The sequence below is a fragment of the Anaeromyxobacter sp. K genome (assembly GCF_000020805.1).
Lineage (GTDB): Bacteria > Myxococcota > Myxococcia > Myxococcales > Anaeromyxobacteraceae > Anaeromyxobacter > Anaeromyxobacter dehalogenans.
Map to the genome: position 1 here is coordinate 1448595 of NC_011145.1, position 14521 is coordinate 1463115.

Here is a 14521-nt window from a genome sequence, read left to right on the forward strand (position 1 = left end):
ACCGCCTCCTGCCTTGCGCGTCCTGCGTTTGACCGCGATCAGTCGATGAACCGCCGGTGCCGCCCGAGTTGTTCCGTCAGGCCGCGCGGCGCGGCTCGGCGCGGGCAGGCGCCTCCTCGCTCGGCGCGCCCAGCGTCTTGACCCACTCGAGGTCGCCGTGGGCCCAGGCCCAGGCCAGGCCGACCACCAGGATGCCGGTGAAGACCAGGAGCTCGAAGAAGGCCACCCAGGCCATGCCCGGACCCTTCGACGTCCAGTCCTTGAAGACCGCCACCACCGGGAAGGTCAGGGCGATGTCCACCTCGAAGACCAGGAAGACCAGGGCGACGAGGTAGAAGCGCGGGTTGAAGTTGAACCACGCGACCCCAACGGGGCGTTCGCCGCACTCGTAGATGGATGCCTTTTCGGGATTGGGCCACTTCGGACCCAGTGCGCGAGATGCCGCAATTCCACCGAGCGCGAACCCGACGGTGACCACCGCGAACACGAGTACGGTACCGAAATCGAAGCCCATGGCTGGCGACCCTTTGTGGACCTATCCTGTCGGCAAATCTAGGGAAACAGGCGGGCGGAGTCTACAGAAGGGGAACCTGATGTCAAGGGGTGGAAACCCGTTGACAAAGGCCATTGGGGCGGGCACTTAACGGGCTCCCCACCCCGACCAGTACCCACCTATGCTGACACCCCTGCAGATCTACTTCCCGATCGGTGTAGTCCTGCTGGTGGCGGTCGTACTCGCCTTCACGATGCTCGGCCTGGCCAACGTGCTCGGACCGCGCAGACCCAGCCTGGTGAAGCAGACCCCGTTCGAGTGCGGGTCGGAGCCGGTCGGCTCCGCGCGCGAGCGGTTCGGCGTGAAGTTCTACGTCGTCGCGCTGCTCTTCATCGTGTTCGACATCGAGGCGATCTTCCTTTACCCGTGGGCGGTGCTGCTGCTGCCGGACGGCCAGGGCTACCCCGGCCTCGGCTGGCCCGGCTTCGTGTCCATGGGGATCTTCGTGTTCACCCTGGTCGCGGGCCTCGTCTACGTCTGGAAGAAGGGCGTCCTCGACTGGGCGGATTAGAGAGGAGCGACCGCACAATGGCATCGGAGCTCGACGGGCTGCCCGTCATCGCCACGCGCCGGGAGGAGGCGGAGGGGTTCCTCCAGGGCCTCGTCTCGAAGAGCCTGGGCTGGGCGCGCAAGTACTCCCTGTTCACCTATCCGTTCGTCACCGCCTGCTGCGGCATGGAGTACATGACCATGGCCTCGGCGCGGTACGACTCGGACCGCTTCGGCGCCGCCATGCCGCGGTTCTCGCCGCGCCAGGCCGACCTGCTGATGGTGGTGGGCACGGTGAACTGCAAGCAGGCGCCCATCCTCCAGCGCGTCTACGAGCAGATGGCCGATCCGAAGTGGGTGATGGCGTTCGGCGTCTGCGCCAGCTCCGGCGGGTTCTACGACAACTACGCGACGGTGCAGGGCATCGACCGGGTGATCCCGGTGGACGTCTACGTGCCCGGCTGTCCGCCGCGCCCGGAGCAGGTGCTCGACGGCATCATGCTGCTCCAGAAGAAGATCCAGAACCAGTCGCACAAGCTCATCGACCGCAAGCCGCTCCCGGTGATCTCGGGCGGCGCCGGCCGGTAGGCGCGAGGACCCTCATGTCCAAGGCCGTGATCGCCGCGCTCGTCGAGCGCTTCCCGGATGCCGTCCACGCCCCGTACGAGGGCGTCGGCGGCGACGACTGCGCGTTCGTGGAGCGGAGCCGGATCGTCGACGTGTGCCGCTTCCTGAAGGAAGACCCGTCGCTCGCCTTCAACATGTCGCCGTACATCACGGCGGTGGACTACCTCGGCGCCAGCCCGCGCTTCGAGGTCGTCTACAACCTGCTCTCGACCGTGCACAACACGCGCGTGCGCCTGCGGGTGAAGGTGCCCGAGGGGCCCGAGGGCGTCGTGCCGTCGGTCACCGGCCTGTGGCGCGGCGCCGACTGGTTCGAGCGCTACTGCTGGGACATGTACGGGATCCCGTTCTCCGGGCACCCCGACATGCGCCGCCTGCTCATGTACGACGAGTTCGAGGGGCACCCGCTGCGCAAGGACTACCCGCTGCGCGGCCGGCAGCCGCTGGTCGTCGAGCGCGAGGTGCACGACATCTTCCGCGGGCCCGGGCCCGCGTCGCGCGACTAGCCGTTTCTTTCCACGCCGCCGGGCCGCGCCGAGCGCGCTGGCGGCGGGCGCCCCTCCGGAAGGACGGGCGCGCGGAGGACGAGATGAGCGAGGCGAAGGGAGTCGGAGGCATCGATCCGCGGGCGACGCCGGGCAGCGCCGGCGCCGGCGAGCGGCCGCCGATGGGGACGCTGTCCCCCCGGGCGGGCGAGGGCGAGCTGTACGCGCCCATGCCGTCGAAGCACATGGTGATCAACCTCGGCCCCTCGCACCCGGCCATGCACGGCGTGACCCGCGCCGTGGTGGAGCTGAACGGCGAGATCATCGAGGGGATGAAGCTGGACATCGGCTTCCTCCACCGCGGCTTCGAGAAGAGCTGCGAGAACGTGACCTGGGGCCAGGTGTTCCCGTACACCGACCGGCTCAACTACGTCAGCTCGATCATGAACAACGTGGGGTTCGCGCTGGCGGTCGAGAAGCTCGCCAAGCTCGAGATCCCCGAGCGCGCCCGGTACCTGCGCGTCATCACCAGCGAGATCCACCGCATCTGCGACCACCTCACGCTGGTGGGCGCCATGGCGATGGAGCTCGGCGCGATGACCGTGTTCCTGTACGGCATCGAGGCCCGCGACCTGCTGTGGGACCGCCTCGCCGAGCTGTGCGGCGCGCGGCTCACCTCGAACTACGCGCGCATCGGCGGCGTGGCCCGCGACATCCCGGAGGGCTGGCAGGAGAAGACGCTGAAGGTGCTGGACCGCGTCGTCGCCATCCGCGAGGAGATCGGCCAGCTCCTCAACCGCAACCGCATCTTCATCGACCGCTGCCTCAACACCGGCAAGGTGTCGCGCGAGGACGCGCTGGAGCTGGGCTTCACCGGCCCGTGCCTGCGCGCCTCCGGCGAGCCCTACGACGTGCGCAAGGCGGCGCCGTACCTGGTCTACGACCGGCTCGACTTCGACATCCCGGTCGGCTCGAACGGCGACAACTTCGACCGCTACCTCATGCGGATGGAGGAGATGCGGCAGTCGGACAAGATCATCCGCCAGTGCTTCGAGCAGATGGCGCCCGGCGAGATCATCGTCCAGGACTTCCGCTACGCGCTGCCGCCCAAGCCGCTCGTGTACGGCACCATCGAGGGCGTGATGGCGCACTTCAAGCTGGTGATGGAGGGGATCAAGGTCCCCGCCGGCGAGGTCTACAGCTACACCGAGGCCGCCAACGGCGAGCTCGGGTTCTACGTCGTCTCCGACGGCGGCGGCCGCCCCTACAAGCTCGGCCTGCGCGCGCCGGGCTGGCCGATGCTGGCCGCCCTGCCGGTGATGACGAAGGGTTCGCTGCTGTCCGACCTCATCCCCACCTTCGACAGCATCAACATGATCGGCGGCGAGGTGGAGCAGTAGCCTCGCCCGGGAACCAGGAGCCTCCGATGGCCGAAGAGAAGAAGCCCGACGCCGCGCCGCCCAAGCCGCCCGGCCCCCCGGCCCCGCCGCCGCCGAAGAACCCCGGGTTCGTCACCGCGATCGTGGACGGCAAGGAAGTCGTGGTGAAGCCCGGCACGACCGTCATCGAGGCGGCGAAGGCGGTCGGGATCGACATCCCGTACTACTGCTACCACAAGCGCCTCAGCATCGCGGCGAACTGCCGGATGTGCCTGGTGGAGATGTCGAACGCGCCCGGCGGCAAGCTGATGCCGGCCTGCCAGATGCCAGTGGCCGAGGGCGTGACGGTGAAGACCGACACGCCGCGCGTGAAGGACCAGCAGCGCGCCACGCTCGAGTTCCTGCTGCTCAACCACCCGGTCGACTGCTCCATCTGCGACCAGGCCGGCGAGTGCAAGCTGCAGGACTACTACATGGCCTACGACCGGCAGCCCTCGCGGCTGGACGTGCCGAAGGTCGTGAAGGGCAAGCGCGTCGAGCTCGGGCCCACCGTGACCCTGGACCAGGAGCGCTGCATCCTCTGCACGCGCTGCGTCCGGTTCATGCGCGAGGTGGCCGAGAACCCGCAGCTCGGCGTCGCCCAGCGCGGCAACGAGAGCTTCATCACCACCTTCCCCGGCCAGCCGCTCGACGACAAGTACGCGGGCAACGTGGTGGACATCTGCCCGGTCGGCGCGCTCACCTCGACCGACTTCCGGTTCCGCGGCCGCGTCTGGTTCATGAGCTCGGCCCGCTCGGTGTGCACCGGCTGCGCGCGCGGCTGCAACACGTTCCTCGACTACCTGAACGACGTCACCTACCGCTACCGCCCGCGCGAGAACGACGCCGTGAACCAGGAGTGGATGTGCGACGACGGTCGCACGTCCTACAAGTACCTGAACGCCGGCCGCGTGCTGGTGGCGCGCGAGGGCCGGGGCGCGAACGCGCAGCCGCTCGCCCGAAAGGTCGCGCCGCGCCGCGCCGCCGAGGTGCTGCTGCCGCACGTCGCGGCGGGCTCGCTGGCGGTGCTGCTCTCGCCGGTCGCGTCGCTCGAGGACCTCCTGGTGGCCTGCAAGGTCGCGAAGGAGGGGCTCAAGGTCGCCGAGGTCTACGCCGGCGGCCGCGCCGACGGCTGGCAGGACGACTTCCTGAAGCGCGCCGACGAGAACCCCAACCGCAAGGGGCTCGAGCTCGCCGCGGCCGCGTACGGCCTCGCGGTCCGGCCGTTCGCGGACCTGGTCGCCGCGGCCGGCGCCGGCAAGGTGAAGGCGCTCTGGGCGGTCGGCACCGAGGTGCCGGACGCGAAGGGCGCGGAGAAGCTCGGCGCGCTCGAGGTCGTGGCGCAGTCGTACGGCGACACGGCGCTCGCGCAGCACGCCACGGTGCTCCTGCCCGCGTCGCCGCACTCGGAGATGGACGGCACGTTCGTCAACTTCGAGGGGCGCGCGCAGCGCTTCGAGATGGCGTACTTCCCGAAGGGCGAGTCGCGGCCGCACTGGGCGCTCGCCGCCGAGGTCGGGGCGGCGCTGGGGCTGCCGCTCGCGTTCGCGAGCGGCCGCGAGGTGTTCGCGGCGCTCGGGTCGCAGCTCGGGGGCGCGCTGGGCGACTTCGCCTGGGACTCGCTGCCGTCCACCGGCAAGCGGCTCGGGATCGTCCCGCTCGCCGCCGGCACCGTCGATGGCCGCCTGCCCGGCAACCGCGACCGCGTGCCGTCCGAGACCACCGAGGATTACCGCCGCGCGATGTCGCGCACGTCGTAGGAGGGAGAGCCGGTGAACCGATTCTTCGGAATGCTCCTCGTCATCGCGGCGACGCTGGCCGGCCTGGTCGTCCTGTCGGCCGGGTTCTACCTGGCCGCCGGCTGGCTGGGCTGGGGCTTCAACGCCCTGGCCGGCTGGATCACCGGCTCGCCGGGCGTCTCCCGCGCGGCCGTGTACTACGGCGCCTCCGTGGCGAACGTGCTGACGCTGCTGCTGGTCGTGCTGATGATCAGCGCGTCGCTGCTCACGGTGGCCGAGCGCAAGTGGTCGGCGCTCATCCAGAACCGCATCGGCGCGAACCGCATCAAGGTGTTCGGCTCGGCGCTGGGCGGCATCCCGTTCCTCGCCGCCGACGCGCTCAAGATGCTCACCAAGGAGCGCATCGAGACCACCGGGCGCACCCGGGTGCTCTACGAGCTCGCGCCCATGCTGGCCTTCGCGCCGGTGTTCGCGCTGTTCGCGATCATCCCGGTGGGGCAGGGGATCGAGCTGAACCAGATCCCGGGCCTGGCGGGCGCGGCCGCGTCGGGGGCGGTCGAGCAGATCGCGCTGCAGGTCTCCCGGACCGACACCGGCCTGCTCTACCTGTTCGCGATCGCCTCGCTCCAGGTGTACGGCACCGCGCTCGCGGGCTGGGCCTCCAACAACAAGCTGGCGCTGCTCGGCGGCGTCCGCGCCTCCTCGCAGATGATCAGCTACGAGGTGTCGCTGGGCCTGTCGCTGGTCGGCACGATGATCGCGTTCCGGACCCTCCGCCTGGAGGAGATGGTGGTGGCGCAGGGGAACCCGGTGCTCGGCCCGGTGCCGGCGCTGGGCCTGCTGCTGCAGCCCATCGGCTTCCTCATCTTCTTCGCCAGCGCGTTCGCCGAGACCAAGCGCGCGCCGTTCGACCTCCCCGAGGGCGAGAGCGAGATCGTCGGCTACTTCGTCGAGTACTCCGGCATGAAGTTCGGCCTGCTGTTCCTGGCCGAGTTCGCCGAGATCGTGGTGCTCGCGGGCGTGATCACCGCCGTGTTCCTGGGCGGCTGGCACCCCATCCTGTTCGAGGGCTGGCTGCGCCAGAACCTGACGCCGTTCTGGTTCGCGGCGGTCGGCGCCGGGGCGTTCATCGCGAAGATGATCGTCATGATGTGGCTGCAGCTCACCATCCGCTGGCTGCTGCCGCGCTTCCGCTTCGACCAGATCCAGAAGCTGTGCTGGAAGCTGCTGCTCCCGGCCGCGCTGGTGAACGTCTTCGTGACGGGCGGCGCGCTGCTGCTCGACCCGAGCGGCCAGCTGCTGGCCTGGATCGGCGTCCTCACCATCGTCGTCATCGCCGTCCTCACCGCCGCGGTCGGCCGCGCGCCCGCCCCCGCGGCGGGACACGGCGCCGCCCACGCCGCCGCCGGACACTGACGCCATGCCCTACCAGCTCGAGAACCGCCCGCCGGACCTGCGCGAGTCGATGTACTTCCCGGAGATCATCCGGGGCATCGGCACGATCACGAAGCACTTCCTGAAGAACCTGTTCTTCTCGCGCGACGCGAACCCGGACATCCTCGCCCGCAAGCGCGGGGGCTTCGGGCACTCGGACAACGTCACGCTGCAGTACCCGGAGGAGCGGGCGCCCTACGCGCCGGCCTACCGCGGGCTGCACCGGCTGGTGCCGCGCGAGGACGGGAAGCCGCGCTGCGTCGCCTGCTACATGTGCGCGACGATCTGCCCGGCGCAGTGCATCTACATCGAGGCCGCCGAGTACCCGGACGATCCGGTCGAGAAGTACCCCGCGAAGTTCGTGATCGACGAGCTGCGCTGCATCGTGTGCGGCTTCTGCGTCGAGGCGTGCCCGAAGGACGCCATCCGCATGGACTCCGGCGAGCACACGCCGCCCTCCTACGAGCGCTCGGCGCAGATCTGGGACGAGAAGCGGCTGCTCCGCGGGCCGCCGGTGTCGTACCAGTACGACCCGTGGCTGCGCCGCGGCTCGCCGTCCATCCCGCCCGACAAGCTCGAGGAGATGCGCGCCCGCGCGAAGCCGTTCCCGACGGTGGCGACCGACGAGGCCAGCCAGACGCCGGGGTTCTCGGTGCGGGCGCTCGCGGCCGAGGCCAGGGACCGGGCGCAGGCGGCCCGCAAGTAGGCCCGGTCCGGCCGTCCCGAGGCCCCGCCCGCCGGCTCCGGCGGCGGGGCCTCCGTGCGTCCGGGAGGGAGGCGCCTTGACGCGGGCGATCACCAGGGCGCGGGGCGCGCTCGCCACCCTCGCGGCGCTCGCCGCCGCGGCGGCGCTGCTCGACCTGGGCGGCCTGCACCGGCTGGAGGACGGCGACTCCATCGTCCCGGTGCTGGTGGCGCTGCAGCGCTGGACGCCGTTCTACTGGGACCAGGAGCGGTACGGGATGCTGGTCCCGCTGCTCGCCGTCCCGGTCCGCGATCCGCTCTGGAACCTGCTCCTGCAGCGCGCCCTGCTGGGCCTGGCCGGCCTCGCGGCGGTGGTGCTGCTCGCCCGCCACGCGCTCGGGGCGCGCTGGCGGCTGGCGGGCGCGCTCGCGGCCGCGGCGCTCCTCGCCGCCGCGCCGGCGCCCTGGCTGTTCGAGTACCTGTGGAGCCAGCCCTACGGGCTCTCGCTGGCGCTGGCGCTCGCCGGGCTCGCCGCCGCCGAGGCGCGCGCCGATCCGGACCGCCTCGCGCCGGCGCTGCCCGGCCCGGGCCGGATCGCCGCCGGGCTCGCGCTGTGCGTGGCGGCGCACTGGGTGAACGCGGCGGTGGGGCTGGTGCTCCTCCCGCTGGCCGCGGCGCGCGCCGCGGTGGACCTCGCGCAGGGCGCGAGCCGGCCCGCGCTCCGGCTGCGCCTCGGGACCGAGGTGGCGCTCCTCGCGGCGGGGCTCGGCGCGGGCCAGCTCATGATCCGCCTCTACCCGGCCCTCACCGGCAACCCGCTCCGGCTGCCGCTCGGCCCGCTGCCGCCGCACGAGTGGCCGCGGGCCTGGGCCTCGCTGCTCGGACGCGCCTGGGAGGCCTCGGGGCGGTGGCCGGCGGTGCTGGGCGCCTGCGCCGCGGCCGGCCTCCTGGTGCAGCTCGCCTGGCCCGCGGCGCGGCCGCACGCGCGGGCGGCGCTGCTCCGCGCGGCCGCGCTCTGCCTCGCCGCGCTCGCCTACGCCCTCGCGGCCGGCGTGCTGCGCTGGGTGGAGGTGAACGCGTTCCACTGGCGCTACCTCGCGCCGGCGGCGGTCCTGGTCCACCTCGCGGCGGTGTCGCTGCTGGCCGATCCGGTCGCGCGCGCGCTGCGGGAGGGATCGCTCGCCCGCGGGGTGGCGCTGGCGCTCGTCCCGGCGGCGGCGCTGGCCGTCGCCGGCCCGCCCTCGCTCGCGCGCGTGCGCGCGGACCTGGACGCGTCGGCGGGGCGCTACACGCGCGACGTGCTGGCCGCGCGCTGCACGCTCGTCACCGGCGACTACTGGTCGGTGTGGCCCGCGGTCTGGCACGCGGCCTGGACCGCGCACGCGCGGGGCCTCGAGCTGCCGGTGTACGGGCTCGCGCACCGCGCCAACCCGACGCTCGCGGCCTGGGCCGGGACGCCGCGGGAGGCGCTGCGGATCTGCCGGGTGCGGGGGAAGGAGGCCGAGGCGGAGCGCGCGCTGCGCGACTTCCGCCTCTGGCCGGTGCGGGTGCTGGAGCGGCGCGGGACGGTGGACGTCCTCGCGCCCGCGCCGCCCTCGAGCCCCGCGGGTGCTAGAGGCCGAACGTCGCGCCCACCATGAAGGTGAACGTGTCGTCGTCGTAGTCGCCGAAGTACGGGTGCAGCGCGATCTCGCCGACCAGGCGGACCTTCGGGGCGATGTTGAAGTACGCGCCGGCGCCGATGCGCATGGCGAGGCCGGTGGCCGAGTCGTCCACCGTGCGGCGGAGGCCGGTGAACGGATCCGGCACGTCCACCTCGAGCGACGCGTGGTACAGGCCGAGGCCCAGGTCGCCGTAGACGCCGACCTGCGGCGCGAGCGCCACCGCCAGGCGGGCCGCCGGCATGATCGTGAACACGTCGTTCGTCACGTCGTAGCCGTAGCCCAGGTCGTCGGAGAGGTGCGACCAGCCGACCGAGCCGACGCCGACGAGCATCACGTTCGGCGAGATGCGCTGGAGGTCCATCTCGCCGTCGAGGCGGAGCGCCAGGCCGTCGAGGTCGCCCGAGTCGAAGCCGATGAGGCCGCCGAGGCGCATGGAGGGCTGCGTCGAGTAGCGGGACTGGGCGGAGGCGACGCCCGGCAGCGCGAGCAGCGCGGCGAGGGCGAGGGTTGCGATGCGGGGAGCCGAGCTCATCTTGTTCTCCTGAACGTGAAAGGTCCCTACGAACGAGGCGGCATCCTAAGCGAAAGCGCGCACGTCCGGCGAGCCCTTCGCGAGCGCACGGCCGCGCCCGCCCGGGGGCGATCGGCGTGCGCCGACGCGGCGGTGCGGCGAGGTGCGCGGCGCGCGGGGGAGCGCCCACCCGGCGGCGCGGCGGGCGCTACGCGGTCCGGATCCCGCGCCGCGCGGCCACGTACGCCGCCACCGCGAAGCCGATCACCACGCCCGCGACCGGCGGCCCGACCACGTCCACCCAGTCCACCGCCCGCACCGGGTGGAACATGCGGACCAGCGCGGCGCCGAGGTCGAGCCCGGCCTGCCCGCCCCGCATCGCCTTCAGCGCCGCGAGCAGCGCGGACGCCAGGTACGCGAGCGCGGTCCCCGCCAGCGCGCCGCCGAGCCCGCGCGCCGCCAGCCCGCCCAGCGTGGCGGGCGTGCCGTGCGCGGCCGGCGGGGCCTCCTCGTCCAGCGCCGCCGGGATCTCGCGCGAGCGCCAGGGCACGAAGCGCTGCAGCATGAGCAGGCCGGGGATGGCGCACGGCACGGTCAGCAGGAAGAAGTCGCGCCAGCCGATCGCGTCCACCAGCGCGCCCGCCGGCGGCCCCGCGAACGTGCGGCCGAGCGCGAAGATGCTCGAGAACAGCGCGTACTGCGTGGCGCTGAAGCGGCGCTGGGTGAGCCGGAGCAGGAGCACGCCGAACGCGCCGGTGCCCATGCCGCTGGTGGCGGCCTCGAACGCCACCGCCGCGTACATCACCGGGCGGTTCACGCCCGCGTCCACGATCGCGACGTAGCCCAGGTTCGAGACCGCCTGGAGCAGGCCGAAGATCCACAGGGCCCGGCCCACGCCCCACGACGTGCACAGGATGCCGCCCAGGAACGTCCCGCCGATGGTGGCGACGATGCCGATGGTGCCCTGCGCGATGCCGATGTCCACCGGGTCGAAGCCGAGCTGGCCGAGGAACGGCGACACCAGCGCGGTGACCAGGTTGTCGGCGAACTTGTACAGGAACAGGAACGCGGCGATCTCGAGCGCGCGCGCGTGGCGGAAGAAGCCGACGAACGGCTCCCAGATGGCCTGCCGCAGCGTGCGCGGCGGCGCCGGCGGGACGTCGGGCTCGGGCGCCTTCACGGTGGCCACCCCGAACGGCAGGAAGCTGGCCGCGATGGCGGCGAACGTGGGGGCCCAGCCCAGCTTCGGGCCGAACGTGTTCACCACCCGGCCCACGAACATGCCGGCGCGCGCCAGCGCGTTGCGGGCGCCCACCGCCACGCCGCGCTCCTCGGGCCGCAGCACCTCCACGGTGTACGCGTCGTAGGCGATGTCCTGGGTGGCGGAGGCGAACGAGACCACCAGCGTGAGCAGCGCCACCAGCGGCACCGTGGGGTGGCCTGAGCTCGCCGCGAACGCGGCCAGCGACGCGACCAGCATGGCCTGGCCCACGAGGATCCAGGCGCGCTTGCGCCCCCAGGCCGGCGCGAAGCGGTCGATGAGCGGCGACCAGACGAACTTGAACGCGTACGGGATCTGCGCCGCGCTCACCAGCCCGATGGTCTTGATGTCGATCCCCTCCTGCTGCATCCAGTACGGGACCGTGTAGAGGACGATGCCGAGCGGCAGGCCGGAGGGGAACGCGAGCAGCGCCACCACCCCCGTGCGCCAGCTGGTGAACGCCTTGCGGAGGGCCTCGCGGGTGGTGGGCTGGGTCGGCACGCAGCCGGGAAAGGTAGGCGAGATGGGCGCCCGCGTCGAGCGCCCGGCGAGGCGGCCCGCCGCCGCGTCACCGCACCGGACGGACCGCCCGCGCGAACGCGTCCGCCGGCAGCGCGTTCAGCACCTCGCCGCGGCGCGCCCAGCCGCGCCGCGCGGTGGTCACCGCGAAGCGCAGGTAGCCGAGCGCCGCGACCGAGTGGGCGTCCACCGACAGGACCAGCGGGATGCCGCGCGCGCGCGCCGCCCGGATCCAGCAGGGCTCGAGATCGAGGCGGCGGGGATCCCCGTTCACCTCCACCGCGCCCGGCGCGCCGGCCAGCGCGTCGAGGACCTCCTCCACGCGGCAGGCGTAGGGCTCGCGCTCGCCCAGCAGCCGCCCCAGCCCGTGCCCCCAGATCTTGAACACCGGGAGCGCCATGGCGCGGGCGAGCCGGCGCGTCATCTGGTCCTCGTCCATGCGCATCCGCGAGTGGACGCTCGCGACCACCACGTCGAGCCGCTCCAGCACGTCGTCGGGCCAGTCGAGCGCGCCGTCCTCGAGGATGTCGGCCTCGGTGCCCTTCAGCAGCCGGATCGAGACCCGCTCCTGTACCGCGTCGATCTCGTCCCACTGCCGCCGGATCCGGTCGCGGTCGAGCCCGCCGGCGTAGCCGGCCGAGCCGGAGTGGTCGGTGATGGTGAGGTACGCCATCCCGAGCGCCTCGGCGGCGCGGGCCATCTCCTCGACGCTGGCGCGGCCGTCCGACCAGGTGGTGTGGCAGTGCACCATCCCGCGCACGTCGCGCGCCTCGACCAGGTCGGACGGGAGCGTCCCGTCCAGCGCGGCCTCGATCTCGCCCTGGTCCTCGCGCAGCTCGGGCGGCACGTACGCCAGGCCCAGCGCGGCGTAGAGCGCGGCCTCGCTCGCGATCGGGACCTTGGCGGCGGGATCGGGCGCGGCCTCCGGCGCCGGCGCGGCCGCCCCGCGCTCGCGCGGCGGCAGGCGGAACAGGCCCCACTCGCTCAGCGTGAAGCCGCGGTCGCGGGCGATGCCGCGCAGCCGCACGTGGTGCGCCTTCGAGCCGGTGAGGTGGTGGAGCAGGGTGGGGAAGTCCTCCGGCGGCACCACCCGCAGGTCCACCTGCAGGCCGGAGCCGAGCCGGACGCTCGTCTTCGTGTCGCCGCTCCCCAGCACCGCCGCGACCAGCGGATGGCCGGTGAGCGCCGCGGCGAGCGCGGCCGGCGTCCGGGACGCGGCGACGAGGTCCACGTCGCCCACCATCTCGCGGCCGCGGCGCGCCGACCCGGCCAGCTCCACCGCCTCGGCCCCCGGCACCGCGCGCAGGTGCGCGAGCAGCGGCTCGGCGGCGGTCAGCGCCTCGGCGAGCAGCACGCGCCGGTCGGCCTCGCGCGCGTGCAGGCGGGCGATGCCCTCCAGGATCCGCTGCTCGGTCTTCTCGCCGAAGCCCTTCACGCCGCGGACGCGCCCCTCGCGGCAGGCGGCCTCGAGCTCCGCGACGCTCGCGACGCCCAGCGCCGCGTGCAGCGCGGCGATCTTCTTCGGGCCGAGGTCCGGCACGCGCAGCAGCTCGAGGACGCCGGGCGGGTGGCGCGCCCGCAGCCGCGCCAGCAGGTCGGTCGAGCCGGTCGCGTGCAGGTCCGCGATCTTCTTCGCGAGCGCCTCGCCGATCCCGGGCAGCTCGGTGAGCCGTCCCTCGGCGATCACGCGCGCCAGGTCCTCGGAGAGCCCCTCGAGCGCCCGCGCGCCGGTGTCGTACGCGCGGATCTTGAACGGGTTCTCGCCCTCGAGCTCCAGCAGGGCGCCGATCTCCCGGAGCGCCTGCGCCACGGCGAACTTGTCCGGCATCGAGCGCTTATATACCGTCGCGGCGCGCATGGAGCCGCACCCCGACACCTCCCTCCCGGGCCCGGCCGGCCGGCGCGGGGGCCACCTCGCACGCCGCCGCGGGGCGTGCGTCGCCGCCGCGATCGCCGCGCTGGCGCTGGGCGCCGGCTGCACGCGCGCGGCGCGCGCGCGGTTCGAGGGCACGCGGCCGGCGGCGCTGCTGGTGGAGGTGCTGCCGCGCTCCGCCGAGGTGCAGCTCGACGGTCGCCCGCTCGGGCGCGGCGCGCGCACCGTGCCGGTGGACCGGGCCGACGCGGGCGGACACGTGCTCCGCTTCCGCGCGCCGGGGTACGTGGAGGAGGCGCGCGAGGTGCCGGGCGGCCTCGCCGGCGTGCGGGTCGGGGTGGCGCTGCGGCCGGAGGGCTGGCCGTACGGGGCGCTCGACCTGGACGAGCCGCGCGGGCTGGCCGCCGCCGCCGAGGCGCTGCTCGACGCGGGCGAGGCGGACGACGCGGCCGACTACGCGGCGCGGGCGGCGGCGCTGGAGCCGGCGCTGCCGGAGGCGCACCGCGCGCTCGGGAGCGCCCGCGCGGCGCTCGGCGACCGGCGCGGGGCGGCGGCGGGATGGGGCGAGTACCTCCGGCTGCGGCCGGACGCCCCCGACGCGGCGCAGGTGGCGGAGCGGCTGGACGCGCTCGACGGCGGAGACGGGGCGCCGGGCGGGAACGAGGTCACGGATCCGGGCGCCGCGTCTCGTGGATCGAGGCCGCGGGGACGGGGGACGACATGGGACACCAGGAGCACAGGCACGAGGCGCCGAAGCGGGTGCGGGTCTTCGTCATCACCGCCTCGGACACGCGGGGCGAGGCGGAGGACGAGAGCGGCGCGTTCCTGAAGCACGCCGTGTTCGCGGCCGGCCACGACGTGGCCGGCTCGCGCATCGTCAAGGACGACCCGGTCCAGCTCCGCGCCGCGCTGGACGAGGCCGCGGCGGCGGGCGCGGAGGCGATCGTGGTGAACGGCGGCACCGGCATCGCCGGTCGCGACCGCACCTACGAGGCGGTGGCGGGCGTGCTGGAGAAGCGGCTGGACGGCTTCGGCGAGCTGTTCCGGATGCTGTCGTTCCAGGAGATCGGCAGCGCCGCGATGCTGTCGCGCGCGGTGGCCGGCACCTGGGGCGGGCGGGTGATCTTCTCGGTGCCGGGCTCGCGGGCCGCGGTGCGGCTCGCGTGGGAGAAGCTCATCGGGCCCGAGCTCGGCCACGTCATCCGCGAGCTGCGCAAGGACCGGGGTTGACGATCGCCCGGGCGCTCGGCGTTGCGCGCGCCGCCCC

At 73.6% G+C, this 14521-nt stretch carries 14 protein-coding genes; 10 read left to right on the forward strand and 4 right to left on the reverse strand.

The window, feature by feature from the left end; translation table 11 throughout:
- Positions 1-76: 76 nt before the first annotated feature.
- Positions 77-514, reverse strand: a complete 438-nt coding sequence (locus ANAEK_RS06400; RefSeq protein WP_012525334.1) for an NADH-quinone oxidoreductase subunit A — start codon at positions 512-514, stop codon at positions 77-79.
- Positions 515-674: 160 nt separating this feature from the next.
- On the opposite strand from ANAEK_RS06400, the gene ANAEK_RS06405 reads away from it, so the two are divergent.
- The 8 genes from ANAEK_RS06405 (at position 675) to ANAEK_RS06440 (ending at position 9066) form a co-directional block, all read left to right on the forward strand.
- Positions 675-1064 (forward strand): NADH-quinone oxidoreductase subunit A, encoded by a 390-nt coding sequence (locus ANAEK_RS06405; RefSeq protein WP_012525335.1) that lies wholly within the window; start codon positions 675-677, stop codon positions 1062-1064.
- Between the two features lie 17 nt (positions 1065-1081).
- The gene (locus tag ANAEK_RS06410) at positions 1082-1630 is read left to right on the forward strand and encodes an NADH-quinone oxidoreductase subunit B (protein WP_012525336.1); all 549 of its coding nucleotides are present in this window, start codon (positions 1082-1084) and stop codon (positions 1628-1630) included.
- Positions 1631-1644: 14 nt separating this feature from the next.
- On the forward strand, positions 1645-2172 hold the full coding sequence (locus ANAEK_RS06415; protein WP_012525337.1) for an NADH-quinone oxidoreductase subunit C: 528 nt from the start codon (positions 1645-1647) through the stop codon (positions 2170-2172).
- A gap of 83 nt (positions 2173-2255) precedes the next feature.
- Positions 2256-3551, forward strand: coding sequence for an NADH-quinone oxidoreductase subunit D (locus ANAEK_RS06420; protein WP_012525338.1), 1296 nt, complete (start codon positions 2256-2258; stop codon positions 3549-3551).
- A gap of 26 nt (positions 3552-3577) precedes the next feature.
- Positions 3578-5329 (forward strand): 2Fe-2S iron-sulfur cluster-binding protein, encoded by a 1752-nt coding sequence (locus tag ANAEK_RS06425; RefSeq protein ID WP_012525339.1) that lies wholly within the window; start codon positions 3578-3580, stop codon positions 5327-5329.
- Between the two features lie 12 nt (positions 5330-5341).
- On the forward strand, positions 5342-6724 hold the full coding sequence (locus ANAEK_RS06430; RefSeq protein WP_012525340.1) for a complex I subunit 1 family protein: 1383 nt from the start codon (positions 5342-5344) through the stop codon (positions 6722-6724).
- 4 nt (positions 6725-6728) lie between these two features.
- A complete protein-coding gene (locus ANAEK_RS06435; protein WP_012525341.1) occupies positions 6729-7448 on the forward strand; it encodes an NADH-quinone oxidoreductase subunit I in 720 nt (239 codons plus the stop codon).
- A gap of 76 nt (positions 7449-7524) precedes the next feature.
- Positions 7525-9066, forward strand: coding sequence for a hypothetical protein (locus ANAEK_RS06440; RefSeq protein ID WP_012525342.1), 1542 nt, complete (start codon positions 7525-7527; stop codon positions 9064-9066).
- Here the strand turns inward: ANAEK_RS06440 and ANAEK_RS06445 are convergent.
- The 3 genes from ANAEK_RS06445 to polX all read right to left on the reverse strand — a co-directional run bounded on the left by ANAEK_RS06445 (position 9038) and on the right by polX (position 13209).
- Positions 9038-9622: a porin family protein gene (locus tag ANAEK_RS06445; protein WP_012525343.1), complete on the reverse strand. Its 585-nt coding sequence runs from the start codon at positions 9620-9622 to the stop codon at positions 9038-9040. The genes ANAEK_RS06440 and ANAEK_RS06445 overlap by 29 nt on opposite strands.
- Before the next feature lie 187 nt (positions 9623-9809).
- Complete coding sequence (locus ANAEK_RS06450; protein ID WP_012525344.1) at positions 9810-11363, reverse strand: MFS transporter; 1554 nt, start codon at positions 11361-11363, stop codon at positions 9810-9812.
- A gap of 67 nt (positions 11364-11430) precedes the next feature.
- On the reverse strand, positions 11431-13209 hold the full coding sequence (gene polX / locus ANAEK_RS06455; RefSeq protein ID WP_012525345.1) for a DNA polymerase/3'-5' exonuclease PolX: 1779 nt from the start codon (positions 13207-13209) through the stop codon (positions 11431-11433).
- On the opposite strand from polX, the gene ANAEK_RS06460 reads away from it, so the two are divergent.
- Both ANAEK_RS06460 and ANAEK_RS06465 read left to right on the forward strand, forming a co-directional pair.
- Positions 13199-14083 carry a tetratricopeptide repeat protein gene (locus tag ANAEK_RS06460; RefSeq protein ID WP_232288383.1) on the forward strand — a complete coding sequence of 295 codons (885 nt, stop codon included), beginning with the start codon at positions 13199-13201 and terminating at the stop codon, positions 14081-14083. The genes polX and ANAEK_RS06460 overlap by 11 nt on opposite strands.
- A complete protein-coding gene (locus ANAEK_RS06465) occupies positions 13975-14484 on the forward strand; it encodes a molybdenum cofactor biosynthesis protein B (RefSeq protein WP_012525346.1) in 510 nt (169 codons plus the stop codon). The genes ANAEK_RS06460 and ANAEK_RS06465 overlap by 109 nt, the downstream gene beginning before the upstream one ends.
- Positions 14485-14521 lie beyond the last annotated feature (37 nt).